Here is a 22583-nt window from a genome sequence, read left to right as displayed (position 1 = left end):
CACGGAGACCGGTCGGCAGGAGCGGGAGGGGTGCCGGACCTGTTCCGGCGCCCCTCCCGCGCACCCGGGGGACGCCCGCACGGCGAGGGGAAGAGAGGCGATCACGTGACAAGGAACGAACCGGGACCGGGACCGGGGCCCGGCAGCGGCGACCACCCGCAGGGCGCGGGCCGGTTGCTGGCCGGGGCCGTCCGGCACACCGGCGGACGGCTGTCCCTGCTGGTCGCCCTGATGGTGCTGCGCATCGCCGCCGCGCTGGCCCTGCCCGCCCTGCTGGCCGCCGCGGTGAACGCGGTGCTGCACGGCCGAAGCGGCGTCGGCCCGGCGCTGGCCTGGGGCGCGGTGACCGCGGCCGGCGCGGTCGGCGACACGCTGATGGCACCGCTCGGCGTCTCCTGCGCCGCGTGCGGGACCCGCTGGCTGCAACTGCGCACGGTCGGCCATCTGCTCGGCCTGGGCGGGCGCTCGCCGGTGCAGACCGGCGAGGCGGTCACCCAGGTCACCCAGGCCGCCCAGCAGGCCGGGGCGCTGCCCGTCGCGATGGCCGAATGGGGGGTGACGGTGGCCGGTTCGGCCGCGGCGCTGGTCGCCCTGTGGTGGCTGGACTGGCGCTGCGGGCTCGCGTTCCTGCTGGTCGTCCCGCTGACGGTGCTGATCACCCGTCGCTTCGTGGGCCGGGTGACACGGGTCCAGAGCGGCTATCTGGCCGCCCAGTCGCGTATCGCCGTCCGGCTGCTGGCCGCGCTCTCCGGGGCCCGGACCATCCGGGCCTCCGGGACGCTGGACCGCGAGGTGACCCGGGTGCTCGCGCCACTGCGGGAGGTGTCCGCGGCCGGGTACCGGATGTGGCGGCTGCAGAAGGGCACCGTCTGGCAGTTCGGCCTGCTGCTCTCGCTCACCGAGGCGCTGGTGCTCGCGGTGGCGGGCCTCGGCGTCGCGGACGGGCGGCTCTCGCCCGGGGAGTTGGTCGCGGTGGCCGGGTACCTCCAACTCGCCTTCCCCGCGGTGCAGCAGATCGACGTGTTCTTCACCCTCGCCCAGGCGCGCGCCGCCGCGGGCCGCCTCGCCGGGACCTTCGCGCACCCGGGTGTCCGGTACGGGACCGGGGCCCCCGGTCCGGGGGCGGGCGCGGTGTCCTTCCGCGGGGTCACCGTCCTGGCCGCCGCGGCGGAGGGCGCGCAGCGGCCGACCGGGGACTCGGGTGCCGAGCGTCCGACCGGCGCGCCGGTGCTGGACCGGATCGACCTGGACATCCCGGCCGGCGCCTGCGTGGCGCTGGTCGGTCGCACGGCCTCGGGCAAGAGCGTGCTCGCCGGGCTCCCCGGCCGGCTCGCGGACCCGGACGAGGGCGAGGTGCTGCTCGACGGCCGCCCGGTACGGGAGTTGGCGGAGGACCCGCTGCGGGCCGCGGTCACGTACGCCTTCGAACGGCCCGCCCTGCTCGGCGGCACCGTGCGCGAGACCATCGGCTACGGGCGGCCCGGGCTGTCGCAGGACACCGTGCGCGGGGCCGCGCGGGCCGCCGCCGCGGACGGCTTCGTCCGGCGGCTGCCCGACGGCTACGACACCCCGATGGAACGGGTGCCCCTGTCGGGCGGCGAACGCCAACGGCTCGGTCTGGCCCGCACCCTGGCCCGCTCCGCCCGGGTCTACGTACTGGACGACGCCACCTCCGGCCTGGACACCGTCACCGAGTCCGAGGTCAGCGCGGCGGTCACCGGCGCGCTCGCCGGGCGCACCCGGATCGTGGTGGCCCACCGGGTGGCCACGGCCGCCCGCTGCGACCAGGTGGTCTGGCTGGACGGCGGCCGGGTCCGGGCCCGCGGCACGCACGCCGAGCTGTGGCGCGACCCGGCGTACCGGGCGGTGTTCGCCGCAGACGGAGCCGAACACGGCACCCCGGGGCCGGAGGACGCCGTGCATCACGGCACGGGCGGGGAGAAGGGTGGGGAGCGGTATGCCGGACATCGTGGGATCTGACCCGGGGCTGCGGCTGCTGCGGGAGGCGACGGCCGGCTCCCGGCGGTCGCTGGTGCGGGCGTTGGGCTGGTCGGCCGTCCAGGCTGCGCCCGCGCTGGCCTCCGGCCGCATGCTGGCCACGGCCCTCGACCACGGCTTCCTGGCCGGCCGGCCGATGGTCGGGATCGGCTGGCTGACCGGGATCGCCGCGCTGTACGGCGTACGCGCCGCGGCCCAGCGCGCGGTGTTCGACCCGCTGGCCGCGATCGTCGAGCCGATGCGGGACGAGCTGGTGCGCCGGGTGGTGCGCGGGGCGCTGCGCCGGGCCGTGTACGAGGGACTGCCCGGGGCCGGGCCCGACGCCGCCGGGGTGACCCGGTTGAGCAGCCAGGTGGACGCGGTGCGCGGCACGGTCTCCGCGCTGCTGCGAACGGCGCTGCCGCTCGCGGTGAACCTGCTGGCCGCGCTGCTCGGCCTGGCCTCGCTCGACCTGCGGATGGCGGTCGTGGTCGCGGTGCCGCTGCTGGCGGCCGTGGCGGCCTTCGTCCCGGCGATGCGCGCCCTCACCCGGCGCCGGGCCGCCTTCCTGCTCGCGGAGGAGCGGGTGGCCGCCGCCACCGGCTCGGTGGTCGGGGCGGCGCGCGACGTGGCCGCCCTCGGGGCCCGCCGCGAGGCGCTGGCCGAGGTGCACCGGGCGGCCGCCGCCTCGGCCGAGGCGGCGACCACCGTGGCCTGGGCGAACGCGCTCCGCGTCCCGGTGATCCTGATCGGCGGCCAACTCCCGGTCCTGGGCCTGCTGCTCGCCGGGCCGTCCCTGGTACGCCACGGGACGGTGTCGCCGGGGGCCGTGATCGGCGCGGTCAGCTACGTCACCGCGTACCTGATCCCGGCGCTCCAGCAGATGACCGGGTCGGTGGCCGGCTTCTGGAGCCAGCTCCGCGTGCTGGCCGCCCGGCTGGCGGCCACCTCCGCCCGGCCCGACCCGCCCGCACCGGCGGAGGGTCCCGCGGGCGACGGCGACGCGGAACTCGCCGTGCACGGGCTCACCTTCGCCTACGGTCCGCACGCCGCCCCCGTCCTGCGCGACGTCTCCTTCACCGTCCCCGACGCCGGCCACCTCGCCCTGGTCGGGCCCAGCGGCGTGGGCAAGTCCACGCTCGCCGGGCTGCTGGCGGGGATCGGGCAGCCGGACGCGGGCCGGGTCACGCTGGGCGGGCGGGCGATCGCCACCCTGCCCGAGGCCGAGCGCGCGGCTTCGGTCGCCCTGGTGCCGCAGGAGGCGTACGTCTTCCCCGGCACGCTGCGGGAGAACATCGCCTACCTGGCGCCGGACGCCTCCGACGACACGCTGGACCGGGCCGCCGCGGCGGTCGGGCTGGGCCCGCTGCCGGCCCGGCTCGGCGGCTACGACGCCGAACTCACCGACCCGGCGGGCACGCTGTCCAGCGGGGAGCGCCAACTGATCGCGCTGGCCCGGGTGTACGCCTCGGCCGCCCGGCTGGTGATCCTGGACGAGGCCACCTGTCACCTCGACCCCGCCGCCGAGGCCGCCGTGGAGGCGGCCTTCGCCCGCCGCCCGGGCACGCTCGTGGTGGTCGCCCACCGGTTGAGCAGCGCCGCCCGGGCCGCCCGGGTGCTGATCCTGGACGCGGAAGGCCACGCGTTCGGCGGCCACGCCGAACTGCTCGCCACACACCCGGGGTACGCCGCCCTGGTCGGCCACTGGGACGCGCCCCTCCCGGCCCCGGTCCCCTAACACGGCGTCCGATACAGGGCCCGCGACCCCGTACCGGCCCGCCGTCGAACCCGACGCCGTCACACCCGAACCGGCCGCACCGGGGCGAAGGCGGCCACCAGGGAGGCCCGCGAACGGGCGCCGGTCTTGCGGAAGATCCGGGTCAGATGCGCCTCCACGGTCTTGACGGAGACGAACAGCGCGCCGGCCACCTCCCGGTTGGACATCCCCCGGCAGACCATGTCGAGGATCTGCTCCTCCCGTGCCGACAGCACCTCCCCCTCCCGGCTCCGGGGGCCCTGCCGCGCGGATGTCCGGCGCGGCCGGCTGGCCCCGATCCTGCGCTGGGTGTCGACGGCGACCCCGCGCAGCCAGCGGGCGCCCATCCGGTCGGCCCGCTCCTTCGCCCGGCCCGCCTCGGTGGCGGCGTCCTCCAGCCGGCCCACCGCGACCAGCCGCTGGGCCAGTTCGAGACGGACCCGGCACTCCAGGACCGCGAGGCCGGCCGCGGCCGACAACTCCACCGCGGCGAAGAGCGAGCGTACGGCGGCCTCGTCCGGCGTGTGCAGGGCCTGCGCACGCAGGGCCTCGGCCCGTGCTCCCGCTGTGGGAAAGGCGGTTGCCCCCTGTGCGGCCCGGGTGGCGTACTCCCGGGCGGCGGCCGCGCCCATGTCCGAGGCCGCCGCGGTCGCCGCCGACCACCACAGCACCCGCACTCCGGCCACCGGCGGCCGATCCGTACCGCGGGCGGCCGGCAGCACCAGCGCAAGGCACTCCCCGGGCCGCCCCTGGGCCAGCCGGGCCCACCCGAGCACGCCGGCCGCCGCCTCCCCCAGCGCCCCAGGGCCCGGGTGCTGCCGCAGCACGTGGTCAGCGAGATCCGCCGCGCCGTCCGGGCCCTCGCACCACAGGGTGGTCCAGGCGCGCAGCACCCGCGCCCAGCCGGCCCGTTCACCGTCGCCGAGCAGCAGCGCGGTCTCCTCCGCCTCGCGGGTGTCGCGCAGCGCGGCGGACAGGCCGCCGAGCGCGGCATGCCCGTAGCCGCGGCCGAGCAGCAGCGGCGGCAACGCGGCAACGCGCCCCGTACGGCGGGCGATTCCCAGTGCCCGGGTGAGCAGCCGGAGCGCGTCGCCGTGCCGCTCCGCGAGGTTGAGGGCCCAGCCCAGGCGGGCCACGGCATCGAGCCTGCCGGCCAGTTCGGGGTCGCCGAGCGCGTCGGTCAGCCGGACGGCGTCCAGGATGCCGTCGGCGCCGTCGGTCCCGGCCGGTCGGGGTGGATCGCCGGCCATCGCCCCCGCCAGCGCGAGCGTGGCCGCGGCGTCCACGCGCAGCACGTCGGGAGGGCGGTCGGCGTGCCGAAGCGCCTGGTGGACGTGGCGGCGGGTGGCCGGCAGGTCTCCCTCGGCCGCGGCCATCGCGGCCATCCGCAGGCGCAGGACGCGCTCGCCGCGGGCGCCGGGCCGCGGGGTGGCCGCCAACTCGGCGTCCAGCAGCGCCCGTGCGAGGCGGCGGCGCCCCAGGTCGGACTCCAGCCGGGTGTGCAGGTCCACGATCAGGGTCCTGTCGAGCAGGTCCCCGGGACAGGTCGTGGGCGTGGCGTCGTTCCCCGCGGCCTCCAGCAGGGCGGGCAGAAGGCGGCGGCACTCGGCGTACTGCCCGGTGCGTTCGGCCGCGTGGTACAGCAGCGCCGCGATACGGAAACGCTCGGCGGGCCTGATGCCTTCGGGGCCGTCAGGGTGGTCGTCGGGGTCGGCGTCGTCGTCGTCGGGCAGGATGCGCAGGGCGGCGCGCAGCCAGGACGCCGCGGCGGCCGGCCGGGTGTCCAGCACGTTCCGCGCCGCGCGGGCCAGCAGGCACGCGGTCCGCCGGTCGCCCTGCTCGGCGGACCGGGCCAGGTGCGGCGCGCGCTGCACGAGGGGCGCGCCGACCCGGTCCAGCGCTTCCGCGGCTCGCGTGTGTGCGGTGATGCGCCGACCCGGGGGCGTTCTCGCGTACAGCAGCGTGCGCAGCAGGGGATGGCGGAAGCGGAACAGCGGCGCGCCACCGTCGACCGCGCGGATCAGGTCGCGTGCCACCAGGTCGTCGAGCACGCTCAGCACCGCGTGCGTCGCTCGGTCGGCGACGGCCGCCACCAGCGCGGGGGCGAACGGATCTCCGAGCACGGCCGCGCAGCGGACCACCTCGATCTGGTCCGGGGCGAGCCCGTCGAGGGCACGCAGCGGAGGGCAGTTGGCGGGCAGCGGGACGGTGCCCGGCGGGTGGTCGGTGGTCGCCAGCTCCCGCAACTGAGGGGACGTCAGGTGGCTCAGCACGCCGAGCCAGCCCGGGACGCCGCCACTCAGCTCGTACAGCAGCCCCTCGCGCATCGGGCCGGTGCCAGGGGGCAGTTGGGCGGCGAAGTCCTCCGGGGTCAGCGGCCCGACCGGAATCCGGTGGGTCCGGTAGCTGTCGCTGGCCGCGGCAAGACAGGACACCAGCCAGATCGGCGGCTGGCCGGTCGACACCGTGTACGTGATCACGGTCGGCACGGACGGGTGCTCGGCCAGCAGTCGCCGCAGCGGTTGCGCCGTCTCGGGGCCGGCCCGGTCCAGGTCGTCCAGGCAGCGCACCACGCCGCGGCCCGGCGATGCCCGGACGACCTGAAGGCCGTGCGCCACCAGCAGCCCGCCACGACGCGCGCCGGCGGCGAGTTCACCGAGCAGCCGGGTCCTGCCGCTGCCGGGTTCACCGGCGATCTCCACCAGCAGGGACGCCCCGTCGAGGCAGGCGCCGACCAACTCCTCGACGCTCACCGGGGTGTGGGTCGCTGTACGTCTCATCGTGGGTGGCGCGATCCTCTCCGTGTACGGCCTGTTCCCCGGCGGTCGTGCCGGGTCCGCCGCTCCGGGCCGGGTGTCCGCGGCCGTCGGCGGGCGAGGCGGCGTCTCCGCGGCGGCGCCTCCCCCGGGCGCGCCCGGGCTGTCGCCGGCGGGGCGTGCGGGGAGGGCGTGCGGGGCGGGTCTCCGCCGCCGGGCCGGCGGCGGATCGCGATCGGGCTCGCACGAGCGGTGCTCACCCGTACGCGCCGACCGGGTCCCTGGGCTCCGGTGTCAGGAGCGCGGCCAGTTCCCGGCGGTTGGCCGCCTGCGTCTTCTCCAGGAGGTTGGCCACGTGCCGTTCCACCGTGCGGTGCGACAGGTGGAGCGCGGCCGCGATCTCACGGTTGGTGTGGCGGCGGCCCAGCCGGGTGAGCACCTCGAACTCGCGCACGGTCACGCCGAGGCGCCACAGCCGCTCGGGCACGTCGGCGCTGCCGGTCCGGCGCTGCCGCACCCGCTCGCCGAGGTCGCGCAACTGGCTGCGGCAGTGCCGGGCGGCGGGCTGTATCCCGTGCGCGGCGTAGAAGAGTTCGGCCTCCTGGAGCCAGCGGACCGGCTCGCCCCAGCCGTCACGGGCAGCCGTGCGGGCGACCAGCCCCAGGCCGAGGTGGCGCGCCGGCGGGTAGCTCGCCGCGACCGCGCACGCCTGCCCGAGCGCGGTCTCGGCGGCGCGGGCATCGCCTTCGCGGCCGGCCAGCACGGCGTCGGCGAGGTGGACGAAGAACGCGTTCCACGGCAGCCGGCCGGCCGGGTGGGCGGAGATCGCCGCATGGTCGCGCCGGCCCGCCGAGCCGTCCACGCAGTCCAGCAGCAGGGTGAGGCCGTACGGGCCGCACAGGTGGTGGGTGTCGGAGCGCTCGCCGCTTCCCGCGCCGTCGCCGTCTCCGGCGTGGAGCTGGTGCAGGAGGGCCCGTGCGGCTTCGCCGGCGCCGTGCAGCAACTCGCAGACCGCGTGGCCGAGTCCCCGCACGATCGGCACCTCGTCCTCGCGGTCCCCGCGCCAGGCGTCGAAGCGCGCCGAGGCGTCGGCCAGCGCGTCCCGCCGGCCCTGGTGGGCGTGGATCAGCGCCTGCACGGCCAGCGCGTGGCTTCCGAGGCCCAGGAGCCCCAGCCGCTCGATGTCCACCCACGCCGTGTCCACCAGCGCGGCCGCCTGGGAGAAGCGGCCGCGGAACAACGCGTCCACCGCCAGCAGGAGTTGTCTGCGGGGGGCCTCGATCACCGCCGCGACGGCGCTCGCCTCGGCGACCGCGGCCTCCAGGCGCGCCGCGTCGGCCGACCGTGTCGCGGGGTGGCCGCCGAGCAGCCGCACCGCCTCCAGCCGGGCCCGCTCCCGCGCTCCCGGCGTCCCGTGCCGGACGGCCCGCTGGTAGGTCAGGACCGTCCGGTGGGGCCGCTGCGCCGCGAGTCGCCGGCTCGCGGCGCCGGCGGCCGGAGACCGGCGAGGGAGAGCGGGCGCGGCCGAGCCTGCCGGCCGCGGGCCGCGGGCCTCGGCGCCGGGCCGGAGGTCGTCCGCCGCGGAGGCAGCGGTGGACGCGCGGCTCGCCGCGGGGGCCTGAACGGTGTCGGGGCTCTGCGCCGGCTGCTCGCGGGCTTGGTCATCGCGCATGGCGTGCCTCCACGGAGTTCGGGTACGTGCCGACGGCCGCGGCGCCGGGGCGGTCGGCTGAGATGAATGCGCGGGCGGTAACGGACGTTGCACGCATACCTGGCACCACCTCGATCCGGTGTCCCGCTCTCGGAGGTCCGCAGGAGCCCTGCGCGACCCGCACCACCGCCGTCCGGGCACGGCCGCACCCGCGTCGGCACGGGTGCGGTGCCGGGTGCGGCCGGACCGGAAACGTGCCCGCCCGCACCCGTGCTGCTCGGCCGTGCCGAGCCGTCGTCGTGATGGATCGAGCGTCGCCTGCCGGGTACCGGCTTCCTATGGGGACCGCCCCCCGCATTCCACCGCGCCGACCGGTCGCGGCCCCCGCCCGCACCGGAATATGGGGGCCGTCCCCCATAGGAGGTGCGGGCCATCGATGGCAGGATCGCGGGCGTGATCGATCCGCAGACGTGGTGGACCGGCGGCGTGGCCCTGGCCGAGCGGCTGCCGCCGCCCCCGATATCCGCCGGCACCCACGGCCTGGCGGAGAGTTGGCGGTCCGACTACTCCTCGCCCGCGCTGCTGCGGGCCCGGCTGGCGGACCGGGGGCTGGACGAGGACGGCCTGTGCGCCTTGCTCGCCGAGGAGCCCGCGGCCCTGGCCGGCCGGATCGAAAGGCCCGACTGGGTCGGCACGGTCGAGGACGCGCTGGCGTGCGCTCCGCTCGACCCGCCGCTGCCGGCCGGCGGCTCGTGGTCGGCGGGCTTCGCCACGGTGCTCGCGCCGTTCACCGAGACGGCGGCCACGCGGCTGCTGCGGGCGGTCGACCGGTACGGCCTTGCCGGGCTGACCGACCAGAAGGCGCTCCGCGGCTGCTTCACCGACGGGTTGGGCCGGGCGCTCGTGCAGCTCGCCCGGCGGACCCTGGTGCTCGAACTCAACGTCCTGAGAGTGCGCGAGCGGCTGCGCGGCAGCACTCCGGAAGGCCGGTTCCGCGACTTCGTCCGGCAGACCTCGGCACGGGCGGGACTGCGCGCCCTGGTCACCGAGTACCCGGTCCTGGCACGGCTGCTGGCGCAGGCCTGCGACCAGGCCGTGGAGACCTGGACCGAGTTGCTGCGGCGGCTGGCCGCCGACCGGACCGCACTGGTCGACGGTCTCCTCGCCGGCGTCGACCCCGGCCCGCTGGTCCAGGTGGACACGAGCGCCGGCGACCGCCACCAGGGCGGACGGGCGGTCGCCGTACTGTCCTTCGAACACGGCGCCCGGGTGGTGTTCAAGCCCCGCCCGGTCACCGTGCACGGGCACTTCAACGACACCGTCCGCTGGCTCAACTCCCGCCTGGACGGCCTGGATCTGCGCGATCTGGCCGTGCTCGAACGCTCGGGCTACGGCTGGGTCGAGTACGCCGCGGCCGCACCCTGCGCGGGCCCGGCCGAGGTGGGCCGGTTCTACTGGCGGCTCGGCGCGCTGCTGGCACTGATCCACGCGCTCGGCGCCACCGACATGCACTTCGAGAACCTGATCGCCTGCGCCGACCAGCCCGTCCTGGTGGACCTGGAGACGCTCTTCCACCCGGACCTGTCCGGGCCGGCGGGCGGCGACCCGGCGCAGGCGGTGCTGACGGCGTCGGTCGCGCGGACCGCGCTGCTGCCGTTCTTCCTGGTCGGCGAGCACGGCGTGCTGGACGTCTCCGGTCTCGGCGGCGACCGGGACACCCCGCTGCCCGGCGAGGTGACCGGCTGGTCGGCGCCCGGCACGGACGAGATGCGACTGATCCGGACCGTGGGGGTGTTCCGCGGCTCGGCCAACCGGCCGCTGCTGCGCGACGCCGAGGCCGACCCCGCCCTCCACGCGGATTCCCTCGTCGCCGGCTTCCGGGCGGGCTACGACGTGATCGCCGGCCACCGTACGGAACTCACCGGCCCCGGCGGCCTGCTGGCCCGCTTCACGCACGATGTGACGCGGGCGGTGGTCCGTCCCACCCGCTCGTACGCGATCCTGCTGGACGAGTCCACCCATCCCGACGTCCTGCGCGACGCGCTCGACCGGGACCGGCTCCTCGACACTCTGTGGCGCGAATCGGCCGGCGGCCCGGGGTTGCGCGCGCTGGTCGGCGCCGAGCTGGCCGAACTGTGGGCGGGGGACGTCCCCGTGGCCGCCTGCTCCCCCGGGACGACGGAGCTGGCGGTCGGCCCGCTGACGGTCGACGGCCTGGTCACCGGGTGCGGCCTGGCCCGGGCCGAGCGCCGGATCGCGGCGATGGGCGAGACGGACCGCTTCGACCAGGAGTGGATGATCCGCGCCACGCTCGCGACCCGGCGCCGCGAAGGCGGACCGCGCGCCGCCGTCGCGCCGCCCGGCCTGCCGGCCGCCACCGTGCCCGACGCCGAGCGGCTGCTGGCGACCGCCTGCGGCATAGCCGACCGCATCCTGGCCAGCGCCCAGGACGACGGCCGGCGGGTCAACTGGCTGGGCCTGGAGCCCCTGGACGACCGGATCTGGGCGGTCCAGCCGCTGGGCGCCGGACTGCCGCACGGCTACTGCGGCACCGCGCTCTTCCTGGCGGAGCTCGCCGACCTCACCGGCACCGAGCGGTACACCTCGGTCGCGCGGCGCGCGCTGGCCCCGCTGCCGGGCCTGCTCACCTCACTGGCCGACCGGCCGGCCGACCTGCCCGCCATCGGCGCGGGTTTCGCGGGCCTTGGCGGGATCGCCTACGCGCTCAGCCGGCTCGCCGCCTTGCTGGACGACGCGGAGATCGCCGGCTGGGCCGCGGCGACGGTCGACCTGGCCGCGGCCGCGGCCGGTGCGAGCCCGCAGCCCGGGGTCCTCGACGGCGACGCCGGCTGCCTGGCGGCGATGGTCGCCGTGCAGCGGGCCACCGGGTCGGCGGCGGCGGGCCGCGTCGCGCGGGCCTGCGCCGACCGTCTCGCCGCCCACGCACCCGACGCCCTGCCGGCCGGTGGCTTCAGCACCGGGGCCGCCGGCGTCGGTTGGGCGCTGCTGCGGTTCGCGGCAGCCGGCGACGCGCCCGGACACGCCGCGACCGGCAGCGGACCCGGGCACACGGCACCTGGCGGCCAGCCCGGACACGCCGCGATCGGCGGCGGACCCGGACACGCGGCATCTGGCAGCGAGCACGGGTCCACGGCGACCGGTAGTGGACCCGGACACGCGGCACTTGGCGGCACACCCGGATACACCGCGACCGGCGGCACACCCGGGCACACCGCGACCGGCAGCCAGCCCGGGCACGCGAGGGCCAACGGCCAGCCCGGACACACGACTCCGGGCGGCGGACCCGGACACACCGCGACCGGCGGCGGAGCCGCATACGCGGCGGCCGGCCTTGCCGCGCTGCGTACGGCGGCGGCCCGGTGCGCGACGGCCCCGGTCGGGACCGGCTGGTGCGACGAACTCTCGGGCACCGCGCTGGCGATCGCCGGCAGCGCAGCCGCCGCGGACGTCCCCGAGCTGGCCGCGCTCCTGGATCTCGTGGTCGCGCGCGGCGCCGCGCCGACCGCGGGCGACCACAGCCTCTGCCACGGCGAGGCGGGAGCCCTCGACCTCCTCCTCGCCGCGTCCCGCGCGGGCCGTGCCCGGCCCGGCGCGGCCCTGCCCCGCGCGGCCGCGCTGCTGGCCGCGCTGGACCGGTTCGGCCCGCGCTGCGGGACACCCGACTCCGTCAGCAGCCCGGGGCTGCTGACCGGCCTGGCCGGCATCGGGCACGCGTTGCTGCAACTCGGCTTCGCTTCCCGTGTTCCCTCGGTACTGCTGTTGCAGTCGCCGGCCTCGTGACCGCCCACCCCGGCCCTTCGAAGGAGAGCATCCGATGAGCGACAACGCCCTCGTCAACGTGTGGAAGAACCCCGCGGCCCGGAACGGGGCCGTCGTCGCCCACCCAGCGGGCGCCATCCGCCTGGGCACGGGTGCGGTCGTCGGCCGCCGCGCCCAGTTGCTGGCCGGCCTGGCCACGATGGAGGAGGAGCCCTCCACCGTGTTTCCCACCTACTCCCTGACCTTCACCTCCATGTGCGACCCCGGGGGCTACTGACGGCACCGGAGGAACCGACGAGCGTTCCCCCCGCCCCTGGCAGATGACCAGAGCCGGAGATACCCTCCGTTGGTGCTCATCACATCACCAACGGTGATCGGGCGCGGCGCTGAACTCGCCGTGCTCGACGCGAGTCTCGCCGCTGCCCGTGAAGGGGACGGCCGGGCGGTGTTCCTGCTCGGCGAGGCCGGGATCGGCAAGTCGCGCCTGGCCGCGGAGTGCGCGTTCCGCGCGTTCACCCGCGGCCTGGCGGTGCTGCGCGGCCGGTCCGGGGCCGCCAGCGGCGCCGCCGCCCCGTTCCGTCCGATCGCCGAGGCCCTGCTGTCGTTCGTCCGGCTCGGCGGCCTGCCCGAGGACGCCGAACTCGCCCCGTACCGTTCGGCGTTGGGCGGCCTGCTGCCCGAGTGGCGGGCCACCGGGCACCCGGGGGCGCCGGCCTCGCCGGTGGAGACGGCCGAGGCGATGCTGCGGCTGCTGGTCACCATCGGACGGGACCTGACGCAGCACCGGCACCCCGGTTGCCTGCTGGTCCTGGAGGACCTGCACGACGCCGACACCGAGACCCTCGCCCTCATCGAGTACCTGTGCGACAACCTCCGGGGGCAGCCGATCTTCCTGCTGGCCACCCTCCGCCCGGAGCCGGGCCCGGCCGAGCAGTTGGCCCGGCAGGTCGCCCAGCGCCGGTCCGCGGTCCTCGCCGAACCCCGCCCGCTGACCGGCGAGGAGGTCCGGGTGATGGCAGAGGCGGCCCTCGCGGCCACCGGACCGCCGCCGCACGACGCGGCGGTCGGGCTGCCCCAGGAGGTGGTCGACCGGCTGGCCCGGGACGCCGACGGCAACCCGTTCGTCGTCGAGGAACTGCTCAGCGGCATGATCAGCGCCGACGTGCTACGCCGCGGGCCGGCCGGCGGCTGGCAGGTCTGCGGCGATCTGGACATCGATGTCCCGCGGACCGTCGTGCACAGCGTCTCCCAGCGCTCCGCCCGGCTCAGCCCGGACGGGCGGGCCCTGCTCAACAGCGCCGCCGTGCTCGGCCGGCGGTTCTCGCTGGCGGTCCTGCAGGCGGTCAGCGGGCTGCCGGACCGCGACCTGCTGGTCCATCTGCGGGCCGGCATGGACGCCCACCTCATCTCGCCCAGCCGTCCGGTGGGCGACTGGTACGAGTTCCGGCACACGCTCACCGCCGAGGCTCTCGTCGCCGCGCTGGTGCCCGCGGAACGCGCCGCGATCGCGGCGCGGGGCGCCGACGCGATCGAACGCGCGCACCCCGGGCTGCCGGGTGAGTGGTGCGTCCTGGTCGCCGCCCTGCGGCAGGCGGCCGGGGACGCCCGGGCCGCCGCGCTTCGCTTCGCGGATGCCGGCCGGTCCGCACTGGACAGCGGCGCCGTCAACTCCGCCGTGTCACTGCTCGAACGGGCCCTCGACCTGCTGCCCGGGGCCGACCAGGCCGCCGAACGGGCGCCGCTGGTCGAGCAGTTGGTGTACACGCTGGTGGAGAACGGCCAGCTGGACCGGGCCTGCGCCCTGGCCGACGAGCTGCCGGAGGCCGGTCCTGGCGCGCTGGACGCGATGCGGGCCGCCACCTTGCAGGCCCGGATCGCCTGGGCGGCCGTGACGGCCGCGCGGTTCGAGGACGCTGCGGGGCGGGTGCGCCAGGTCCGCCAACTGCTCCGGCTGGTTCCCGACGGCGACGGCCCGTCCGCCGGCGCCGCGCTGGGGCCGGCGGTCAAGATGGTCGAGGCCCATCTGATCCTCTCCGGCGTGCGGGAGAGCGGCGGTGACCGCACCCACGAGGCGGAACGGCTGGCCCGGCAGGCCGCGGACGGCGCGGAGCGCGCCGGGCTGCCGGAGATCGCCTGCCAGGCATGGCAGTTACTCGCCGTGCTGGCCCGCCGGCACGGCTTCGAGCAGTCCGACGCGTACCTGGAGAAGTGCCTCGTGCTGGCCAACGAGCACCGGCTGACCGCGTGGCAGCTCGACACCCTGATGTGGCTGGGCGTCAACGACTTCATGCGTACCGGCTCCTCCGCCCGGCTGGAGCGGGCCCACCGGGCGGCGCTCGGCCATGGCGCGCTGGCACTGATGTACCGGGCCGAGGCCGCCATGGCCATGCAGCAGGTCCTGCGGGGCGACTACGCCGGGGCCCAGGAGCTGGCCGAGCGCTGCGCCGAGGGCACCGCGCGGCTGCGGGACGCCGACAACCACCAGTTCGTCCTGCTCACCCGCGTGGCGCTCGCCGCCCACCAGGGGCGGCGCCGGCAGATGGAACGGGAGCTGGCCGAGTTCCGCCGCTGGGGCGGTGAGCAGTCGCTCCAGTCGCCGCAGGCGTTCGGCAGCCGCGCCATCTGCGCGCTGCTGGAGGAGGACCAGGAGCGGGCGCTGCGCGAACTCGACGAGGCGTTCGCCTGGGAGCAGGGGAACCCTTCCGTGCACTACCTCAACGGCCGCTACGGACTACGGCCGCTGCTGCGCGCGCTGACCGGGCAGGCCGACCCCGAGGAGCACGCGGAGATCGTCGCCGACCCCTCCGCGGCGCTCCCGTGGAACCGGCAGTTCGAACGGCTCGCGTTCGCGGTGCACGAGGGCCGGGCCGGCCGCGGAGCGGCGGCCGAGGCCGCGGTGGCGCAGGCGCAGGAAGCGGGCGAGCCGTTCCTGATGGCCCGCCGGCTCGGCCAGCGGCTGGTGGCGCCGGTGGCGCTGGCCGACGGCTGGGGTGACCCGGTGGGCTGGCTGCGCGACGCCGAGGAGTACTTCTACGGCGCGGGCGTGCCGGCCGTGGCCAACAGCTGCCGCGACCTGCTGCGCCGGGCGGGCGCGACCGTCCGGCAGCGGCGGGACGGAACGCCCGGCGTGCCGACCCAGCTGCGACGCCAGGGGCTGACCGCACGCGAGTACGAGGTGTTCTTGCTGCTCGCGCCGCGCCTGGGGAACCAGGAGATCGCCGAGCGGCTGTACATCTCCCCGCGGACGGTGGAGAAGCACGTCGCCAAGCTGCTCGCCAAGACCGGTCGGCCGCACCGCTCGGCCCTGTGCGACTACGCGACCGAACTCATCACGCAGCTCCCCTGAGCCGCCCGCGGGATCTCTCGCCACGGCCCACTCGTATCGCCCATCATGGACATACCGCGTCCGCTCGCGCCGCGTGCCGGGCCGGGCGGCCTGCCGCGCGCTCAGGCGGACGCCTCCGCCGCGGGGAACAGCTCCCGGACCCGCTGGAGGGTGCCGGGGGATTCGAGCGTGGCGGGGTCCAGGCGCAGGACCGGCCGGGCGGCGAGGTCGTCCCGGGTCCCGGCGGACAGCCGCGCGCGGCCGCCGCCGGTGATGTTCAACAGGACGCGGGCGCCCCTGGGCACGCGGCCCTCCCGCACGGATCGGCCCAGGCAGGCGAGGGCCACCGCCGCCGCGGGTTCGATGTCGATCCCCTCGGTCCGCGCGAAGAGTCCGGCCGCCGCGCGGGCCGCCTCGCCGGGGCAGTGCAGGACGTCACCGCCGCTCGTGCGCAGCGCCTCCTCGATGCCTCCGGTGAGGGCGTACGGCGGGTGCTGGTTGACGAGTTCGTCCGCGTACACCCGGCCGGTCGCGGCGCGGCGCTGCTGCTTGTCCAACGGACCGCGCGCCGCGGGGCCTTCGTGCCACAGCCGGTGCACCGGTGCGACGCCCTCGTTCTGGCAGATCAGCAGCCGCGGTGTCGCCGGGCCGTAGTGGCCGGAGGCGATCAGCCGGGTGGCCGCCTCGTGGACCGCGATCGCCCCGACCGCGCTGCCGACGGCCTGGACGTAGACCTCCGGCAGCGCGCCCATCACCTCGACCGCGGACAGCAGGACCGTGGCGAGACCGTCGCGCCGGGCGACGTTCCACGCCCCGCCCACGGCCCGGAACCCCGGTAACGCCGAGACCCGTTCGGCCAGTTCGATGGCGTCGTCGTAGTCGCCGCCCGCGATCGACACCAGCCGGACGGTCGGCGCGAGGTCGGGGACCGCGGCGAACCGGTGCAGTCCGCTGTCCGGCACCACGAGCAGGCACTCCACCCCGGTCCTGGAGAACACGGACGCGAACGCGGCGGCGGTGTTGCCGACGGACGGCACCACGAGGACGGGGGGATGCTCGGGCAGCCGGCCGAAGACGGCGTACGCCTCGAGTTCCTTGAACGTGCCGGTCCGCAGGTCGGCGCCGCGTTCCGGCCAGTAGCCGTTGAACGCGATCCACAGGTCGTCGAGCCCCAGCGCGCGCCCCAGTTCCTCGCCGCGGTAGACGACCGTCCGGCCCGCCCCGGGAAGGGTGCGGACGACCGGCAGCCAGCGCCGGTAGCGGTACAGGCCGTCGGCCGCGGGGCTCACCGCGAGTTCCCGGTCGTGGTAGCGGGTGCGCAGCAGCGCGGGCGGGTGGCTCCGCGGGCAGCGCAGGGTGAGTCCGTCGTCGGCCATGGTGTGGCCGCAGGCCCGGCAGACCAGGTCGTAGTGGCGTGCGGTGTGCGTCGGGACCGTGCTGTTGCGGACAACGTCCTTCGCGCTCACGGGTGTTCCCTCTCCTCGGGCGGTCGGCATCACGCACCGCTCTCGTGGGCGTCCTCCGGCGGCCTCGGCAGGAAGCCCGTCTCGATGAAGTACGTGAGGTACTGGTGCAGCAGCGCGGACCCGACGGGGGCCCCGATGAGCCGGGTGCCGGCCAGCCCCCGCAGGAGGTTGCGCCGGTCGGCCCGGAGCCGATAGGCCCCGGTGGTGGGCCGCGGAGCGCTGTCGAGCAGCAGGGCGGCGTGCAGCGACGTCCGTTCGGAGACGGGCGTCCTCGCCGCCGCGTCCGCGAGCCGCTGCCGCCACGCGTCGTACGGGACGGGCTCCAGGCGATAGCCGAGGGCGGCCACCCGGTCCAGCACGGTCACGGTCACGGTCTCGGTCGCGGCCGGGGCGGCGATGTTGTAGACCGTGCCGTCCGCCCGTCCGCCGAGCGCGAGATGGGTGAACGCCTTGGCCACGAAGTCCACGGGGACCAGGTTCGCCTGGAAGTCGACCTCCGTGGCCGGGCGTGCGCCCAGCTCGACGCAGGCCCTGACGAAGTGCCAGAGCGCGTCGTCGCCGCTCACCACGCCGCTGCGGGAGTCGCCGCTGACGTGCGCCGGGCGGTGGACGGCGGTCGGGATGCCCCGTTCGTGCGCGAGGCGGAGGATGCCCTCCGCGACCCACTTGCTCGCCGCGTAGCCGCTGAACTCCAGCAGGGCCGGGTCGCTGCGCCATGCCTCGGGCAGGACCTCGGGGTCGCCGGGGCCCGCGATGGCGGTGCTGAGCGTGGAGACGTAGTGCACCGGCTTCACCCGGTGCAGGGCCACCAGCCGGCAGATCTCGCGTACCGCCAGCACGTTGGCGTTCCTCAGGCGCGCGTACGGTTCGGTGAGGTTGACCCGGGCGCCGTTGTGGAAGACCGCCTCGACCTGGCGCGCGAGCCGGTCGAAGCGCTCCGGCGGCAGTCCCAGGAGGGGCTGCTCCAGGTCCCCCGGGACGGGGACGATCCGCCCCGCGAACCGCTCCTCCCACAGTCCGTACCCGTCCAAGGTCCGGTGGACCCGCTTCAGGGCCTGGCCCGGATCGGCCGCGCGCACCAGGCAGAAGACGTCCGCGGCCGTGCGGTCCAGCACCTCGCGCAGGATGAACGCGCCGAGGAAACCGGTGGCGCCGGTGAGGAGCACGCTGCGCGGGGCCCGCCCGTCCGGCACCCGGGGCGTGTGCCCCTCGGCGGTGACGGCGGGGTCGAGGTGGACATCGGCGATCAGCCGGTCCGCGGCGGCGGGCAGGCTCGTCGCCCCGGCCGCCGGGGCCGCGTCCAGCAGCGGCGCGAGCGCGGCGACGGTGTCGTGGTCGAAGATCACCTTCAGCGGAAGGGCCGCGGCCAGGCGTTCGTTGACGATCCCGACCAGCCGGGTGGCGAGCAGCGAGTGGCCCCCGAGGACGAAGAAGCTGTCGTCGACGCCGACCCGCTCGACGCCGAGCACCTCGGCGAACAGCGCGCACAGTTCCGCCTCGCGCCGCGACCGCGGCTCCCGGCCGGTCACGTCGGCCGGATACGCGGGCACGGGCAGGGCCCGCCGGTCCAGCTTCCCGTTCGCCGTGAGCGGCAGCGCGTCCAGCACGACCACGGCGGCGGGCACCATATGGGCCGGCAGCCGGTCCGCGACGGCCGCCCGCAACTCCGCGGCGCTGACGTCCGCGCCGGCGGCGGCCGGGACGACGTAGCCGGTCAGGCGCTTGTCCCCGGGCGTGTCCTCCCGCACCACCACCACGGCCCGGGAGACCCGATCGTCGGCGAGGGGGGCCGCCTCGATCTCGACCGGCTCGATCCGGAAGCCGCGGATCTTGACCTGGTGGTCGGCCCGGCCGACGAATTCCACCAGCCCCTCGGGGCTCCACCTCACCACGTCGCCGGTGCGGTACATCCGCTCCCTGGACCGGTGGGGGTCGGCGACGAAACGCTCCGCCGTCAGCGCGGCCCGGCCGAGATAGCCGCGCGCCACATGGGCCCCCGCGACGTACAACTCGCCGGGCACGCCCGGCGGGACGGGGCGCAGCCAGGCGTCGTCTCGGCGGTCGCGGCACGCAGCGTGTTCATGGGCTGGTCAACCTCCAGTCGGGGCCGGCGGAAGGGCCCCGTGGACGTGGCACCACGGGGCCGTCCGACCGGTCTCCGGGACTCGGCGCACGTCGCCGGAGTGTGCCGAGTGGTCCGCGGGCGTCATCGGCGGAGTCCGCACAGTTGCGTAACCCGCTTTCCCTGCCCGGCTCCTGCGGACCGGGCGGCGAGGTGGGCCCGCGGGCGCGGACCGAACCGCTCGCGGAGGTGCCGGGTGCGCCGTACATGCCGGGTGCAGCGGGTACACCGGGTGCGCCGGACATGCCGGGTGCGCCGGGTGCACCGGGGCGGAAGGGCCCCCGCCCGGCTTGGTGGCCGACGGCTTGGCGGGCCGTCGCCGACCGGCCGGCCCGCGACGCGGAGAGCCCTCTCTCACCGGGGCGCGCGTGCCGGCCGGGTGACCCGCCGCGCGGCGCTTCTCGATCGGTGCACCGCCTGGGATCGGTGCCCGGTCGAGCGGGCGCGCGCGACGGGAGCTGCAACTCACCCGTCCATGGCCTCGGCCAGGCTCCTGGGCCGCATGTCCGTCCAGTTCTCCTCGATGTAGGCAAGGGCACCGGTGCGGCCGGCCCGGTCGTGGCCCACGCGCCAGCCGTCGGGCACGTCGAAGGACGCGGGCCAGAGGGAGTGCTGTCCTTCGTCGTTGACCAGCACCAGGAACTCGCCGTCCGGTTCGTCAAAGGGGTTCATGCCCCGAAGGTTCCAGACATCGAACACTTCGGGTATCGGTGATGACCGCAGTTACGCCGGTTCGCGCCGCCGGGGCCCGTACCACCGACCGCTGAAGCACGCGTCGGCGTCCCCCTCCATGAAATCCGCGCAGACTCGTGATTCAAATGAAGAACGTGCGTCATTTCCCACCGGAGGAATCGCCCAGAGGCGGCAACGGGAAGTGCGCGGCGGCCGGCACAGGTCCCGTGGAGCCGGCCCCGGCCCCGTACGGACGGCGCGAAGGCGGTGCACACACCTCGTGAACTGGGTCGCAGTCCGCCCGGGCCGGAGGCATACGGTCCCCGCCGGCCGCGCGACCGACCGGAGTTTATCCGCCATCCTCTTTTCCGGATGACCGAAATCAGCCTCACTCGGCGGTGTGTTCAGCCCCGCGCGCGGACGGAAACCCGTGAGCGTACACCCGCCCGACCTCCCGACAAGCCGGAACGCTGTCATAATATGACGAAAGATGAAGCCTTGAAACCCCGGTCAACGGGCCCTACGATCACAGCGGCTGACTGATCGTCACCACCCATGAGATCCGCCATGTCCACCGCGCGAGACTTCCCCCCATTAGTGTCGTGGAGTTTTTTTCATGGTTCATCCGAATTCCATGCCGCATTCCTGCAATTCATGTGGCTCCCCCCTGGAAAAAGGATTGAGAACTGAGGCCTCGTCCGCTCGGTACTGCTCGAACGCATGCCGGCAGCGCGCCTATCGACGACGTATGAAGAGCGAGTCTCTGGCGACGGAGACGTCCGGTGATCTGCTGACCCCGCTGAGCAGCTTCGTCGGCCGGGTGGACGAGATGGTGGAGGCGAGCAGACTGCTGCGGGGCACCCGGCTGCTCACGCTGACGGGAACCGCGGGCGCCGGGAAGACCCGGCTGGCCCTCGAAGTGGCCAGGAAGGAGCAGCGCGGCGGGCGCCAGGCGATCGCGGTGGTCGAACTCGGCGCGTGTGCCGGACCGGAGTCCGTGGCCAGTCGCGTCTTCGCCGCGCTGCACGGCCGTATCGACGCCGACACGCTCTTCGCGGAGGCGAAGGGGTCGGGCGTCAAGCTGGACGGCTGGCTGGTGGTGATCGACAACTGCGAGCACGTGATCGGCGAGTGCGGGCTCCTGGTGGGCCGGCTGCTCGCCCGGTATCCGGGGCTCCAGATCCTCGCCACCAGCCGCGAGGCGCTGCGGATACCCGGCGAGACCGTATATCCGGTGACCGGGCTGCCGCTGCCGGACCCTGACGGCAGGCCCTCGGCCAGCGAATACCTGCGATCGGACGCGGTCCGGCTGTTCGCCGACCGGGCCCGCGCCGTGGTGCCGGACTTCGCACTCACCCAGGAGAACGCCGCGGACACCGGGGCGGTCTGCGAGCGGCTGGGCGGCCTGCCGCTCCCCATCGAACTCGCCGCACAGCTGATCCGGACCTTCTCGGTGGCCGAGCTGCGGAAGCGGCTGGACGACCCGCTCTCCCTCCTGGTCGGCGGGTGGCGGACGGCGTCCACCCGGCACCGGAGTTGGCGGGCGGCGCTCACCTGGAGCTACGACCTGCTCAAGCCGATGGAGCAGATGCTGTTCCGGCGGCTCTCGGTCTTCCCGGGCGGCTTCGGCGTGGACGCCGCGGTCGCCGTGGTCGCGGACGAGGTCCCGGCGTCGTCGGTGCCCGGGCTGCTGACGGCGCTCGAATCGAAGTCCGTCATCCGGTCCCCGGCCGGCCCGGGTCGCGAGGAGGCGGGGGCCGGCAGGTTCCACATGCTGGAACCGGTCCGATGTTACGCCCACCAGCAACTCCGCGATCTGCACGAGGAGGAGCAGGCGTACGAAGGACTCACCCGGTGGCTCGCGGCCCTGGTGAGTCCTTTGTGGCGAACGGGGATCGCCTCCCGGGAGACGATGCGCACGGCGGGGGCCGAACTCGCCAACCTGCGGCACGCCCTCGAAGGGCCGGCCGCCGACGATGACGAGCGCCGGCTGCTGCTGGTGGGCGGGCTGGTCACCCTGGACACGGACACGGACACGGACCCGGGGGCCGGTACGGATACGGCCCTCCTCGTCCACGGCGCCTTACGCGCCACGAAGCCCGAGGCGCGCTACCGGGCGATCGCCCTGGAGGCAGCGGGGATGCTGGCCGCTCGGCGCGGCGCGCACCGCGAGGCGCTGCACGCCATGCAGGAGGCAGTCGACCGGGAACGCGCGAGCGCGCCGAGCCCCCTGCTGTGCCGCCTGCTGCTCCGGCTCAGCCTGCTGAAGGAGCACGCCGGCGACCGTTCCGGCGCCCTCGAAGACCTCACGGCGAGCGTCCGCGCGGGCGAACAGCCGGCGGACGAGCTGACCTTCGCGGTGTGCGTGGGCCACCTCGCCAGGCACGAGTTGACCCGCGGCGATCCCACCTCGGCGGCCCGGTTGATCGACCGGGCGCTCCCCGCCGTACCCGCCGTCCCGCCGGAGTGGCAGTGCGACGTCATGCACGTGGCGGGGGCACTCGCCGTCGAACGTGACGACCTCTCGACGGCGGAGCGGCACTTCACCGCGCCGCTGCGGTCGCCGGCAAAGGGCCCCGGCGACGCGGCCGGGCTGATCGAGGGGCTCGCCGTGGTGGCCGTCCGGCGCTTCCAGTTCGAGCGCGGGCTCCACCTGATCTCGGCCGCCGAGGAGATGGCCGAGTCGGTCACCTGCGGGCTGCGGTCCCATCCTTGGTGGCGTCAGCGGGTCGAGGCCGCCAGGGCCGCCGGCGTCAACGGCCTGACCTCCCGGGCGGACCGCGAGCTGGCCCTGGGCCGTTCGCTCCGCCCGGACGAGGTGGTGGCTTACGCGCTGGGCGACGCACCGGCAGCGCCGCCGGCGCGGGACGAGGTCCGGCACGGCCCGCTGAGCCCGCGCCAGTGGGCCGTGGCCGCCTTGCTGATACAGGGATTGACGAACCGTCAGATCGCGTCGCGGATTCACGTGTCGGTGCGCACGGTGGAGACCCACGTCCGCAACATCCGCGGCACGCTCGGCCTGCGCTCGCGCTCCCACATCGCGGCATGGGCCGCCCAGTCCCAGCAGTGACGCGGCGT

Annotated in this window: 11 protein-coding genes; 6 read left to right on the top strand and 5 right to left on the bottom strand. The window is 75.9% G+C overall.

Annotated features, from left to right (window positions below):
- Positions 1 to 105: 105 nt before the first annotated feature.
- Both OG370_RS38880 and OG370_RS38875 read left to right on the top strand, forming a co-directional pair.
- Positions 106 to 1980 (top strand): ABC transporter ATP-binding protein, encoded by a 1875-nt coding sequence (locus OG370_RS38880; protein WP_328472816.1) that lies wholly within the window; start codon positions 106 to 108, stop codon positions 1978 to 1980.
- Positions 1970 to 3715: an ABC transporter ATP-binding protein gene (locus OG370_RS38875; protein ID WP_328472814.1), complete on the top strand. Its 1746-nt coding sequence runs from the start codon at positions 1970 to 1972 to the stop codon at positions 3713 to 3715. The genes OG370_RS38880 and OG370_RS38875 overlap by 11 nt, the downstream gene beginning before the upstream one ends.
- A 59-nt stretch (positions 3716 to 3774) precedes the next feature.
- Here OG370_RS38875 and OG370_RS38870 read toward each other — a convergent pair whose 3' ends face one another.
- A complete protein-coding gene (locus OG370_RS38870) occupies positions 3775 to 6513 on the bottom strand; it encodes a helix-turn-helix transcriptional regulator (protein ID WP_328472812.1) in 2739 nt (912 codons plus the stop codon).
- Positions 6514 to 6745: 232 nt separating this feature from the next.
- Positions 6746 to 8161 carry a helix-turn-helix transcriptional regulator gene (locus OG370_RS38865; protein WP_328472810.1) on the bottom strand — a complete coding sequence of 472 codons (1416 nt, stop codon included), beginning with the start codon at positions 8159 to 8161 and terminating at the stop codon, positions 6746 to 6748.
- 432 nt (positions 8162 to 8593) lie between these two features.
- Here OG370_RS38865 and OG370_RS38860 point away from each other — a divergent pair, with 432 nt between their 5' ends.
- The 3 genes from OG370_RS38860 to OG370_RS38850 all read left to right on the top strand — a co-directional run bounded on the left by OG370_RS38860 (position 8594) and on the right by OG370_RS38850 (position 15266).
- Positions 8594 to 11941 (top strand): type 2 lanthipeptide synthetase LanM family protein, encoded by a 3348-nt coding sequence (locus OG370_RS38860; RefSeq protein WP_328472808.1) that lies wholly within the window; start codon positions 8594 to 8596, stop codon positions 11939 to 11941.
- A 34-nt stretch (positions 11942 to 11975) separates the two neighbouring features.
- A complete protein-coding gene (locus OG370_RS38855) occupies positions 11976 to 12197 on the top strand; it encodes a hypothetical protein (RefSeq protein WP_328472806.1) in 222 nt (73 codons plus the stop codon).
- A 72-nt stretch (positions 12198 to 12269) separates the two neighbouring features.
- Complete coding sequence (locus OG370_RS38850; RefSeq protein ID WP_328472804.1) at positions 12270 to 15266, top strand: helix-turn-helix transcriptional regulator; 2997 nt, start codon at positions 12270 to 12272, stop codon at positions 15264 to 15266.
- Between the two features lie 101 nt (positions 15267 to 15367).
- Here the strand turns inward: OG370_RS38850 and OG370_RS38845 are convergent, their stop codons facing one another.
- The 3 genes from OG370_RS38845 to OG370_RS38835 all read right to left on the bottom strand — a co-directional run bounded on the left by OG370_RS38845 (position 15368) and on the right by OG370_RS38835 (position 19505).
- The gene (locus OG370_RS38845) at positions 15368 to 16711 is read right to left on the bottom strand and encodes a cysteate synthase (RefSeq protein ID WP_328472802.1); all 1344 of its coding nucleotides are present in this window, start codon (positions 16709 to 16711) and stop codon (positions 15368 to 15370) included.
- 29 nt (positions 16712 to 16740) lie between these two features.
- Positions 16741 to 18732, bottom strand: a complete 1992-nt coding sequence (locus tag OG370_RS38840; RefSeq protein ID WP_328472800.1) for a thioester reductase domain-containing protein — start codon at positions 18730 to 18732, stop codon at positions 16741 to 16743.
- Positions 18733 to 19298: 566 nt separating this feature from the next.
- A complete protein-coding gene (locus OG370_RS38835; protein ID WP_328472798.1) occupies positions 19299 to 19505 on the bottom strand; it encodes an MbtH family protein in 207 nt (68 codons plus the stop codon).
- A 748-nt stretch (positions 19506 to 20253) separates the two neighbouring features.
- Here OG370_RS38835 and OG370_RS38830 point away from each other — a divergent pair.
- Positions 20254 to 22575 carry an ATP-binding protein gene (locus tag OG370_RS38830; protein WP_328472796.1) on the top strand — a complete coding sequence of 774 codons (2322 nt, stop codon included), beginning with the start codon at positions 20254 to 20256 and terminating at the stop codon, positions 22573 to 22575.
- Positions 22576 to 22583: the final 8 nt, after the last annotated feature.

The organism is Streptomyces sp. NBC_00448, from assembly GCF_036014115.1.
In the GTDB taxonomy this organism is placed as follows: domain Bacteria; phylum Actinomycetota; class Actinomycetes; order Streptomycetales; family Streptomycetaceae; genus Actinacidiphila.
The sequence above is the reverse complement of the archived record's forward strand: the minus strand, read 5'-3'. Positions and strand labels throughout refer to the sequence as shown.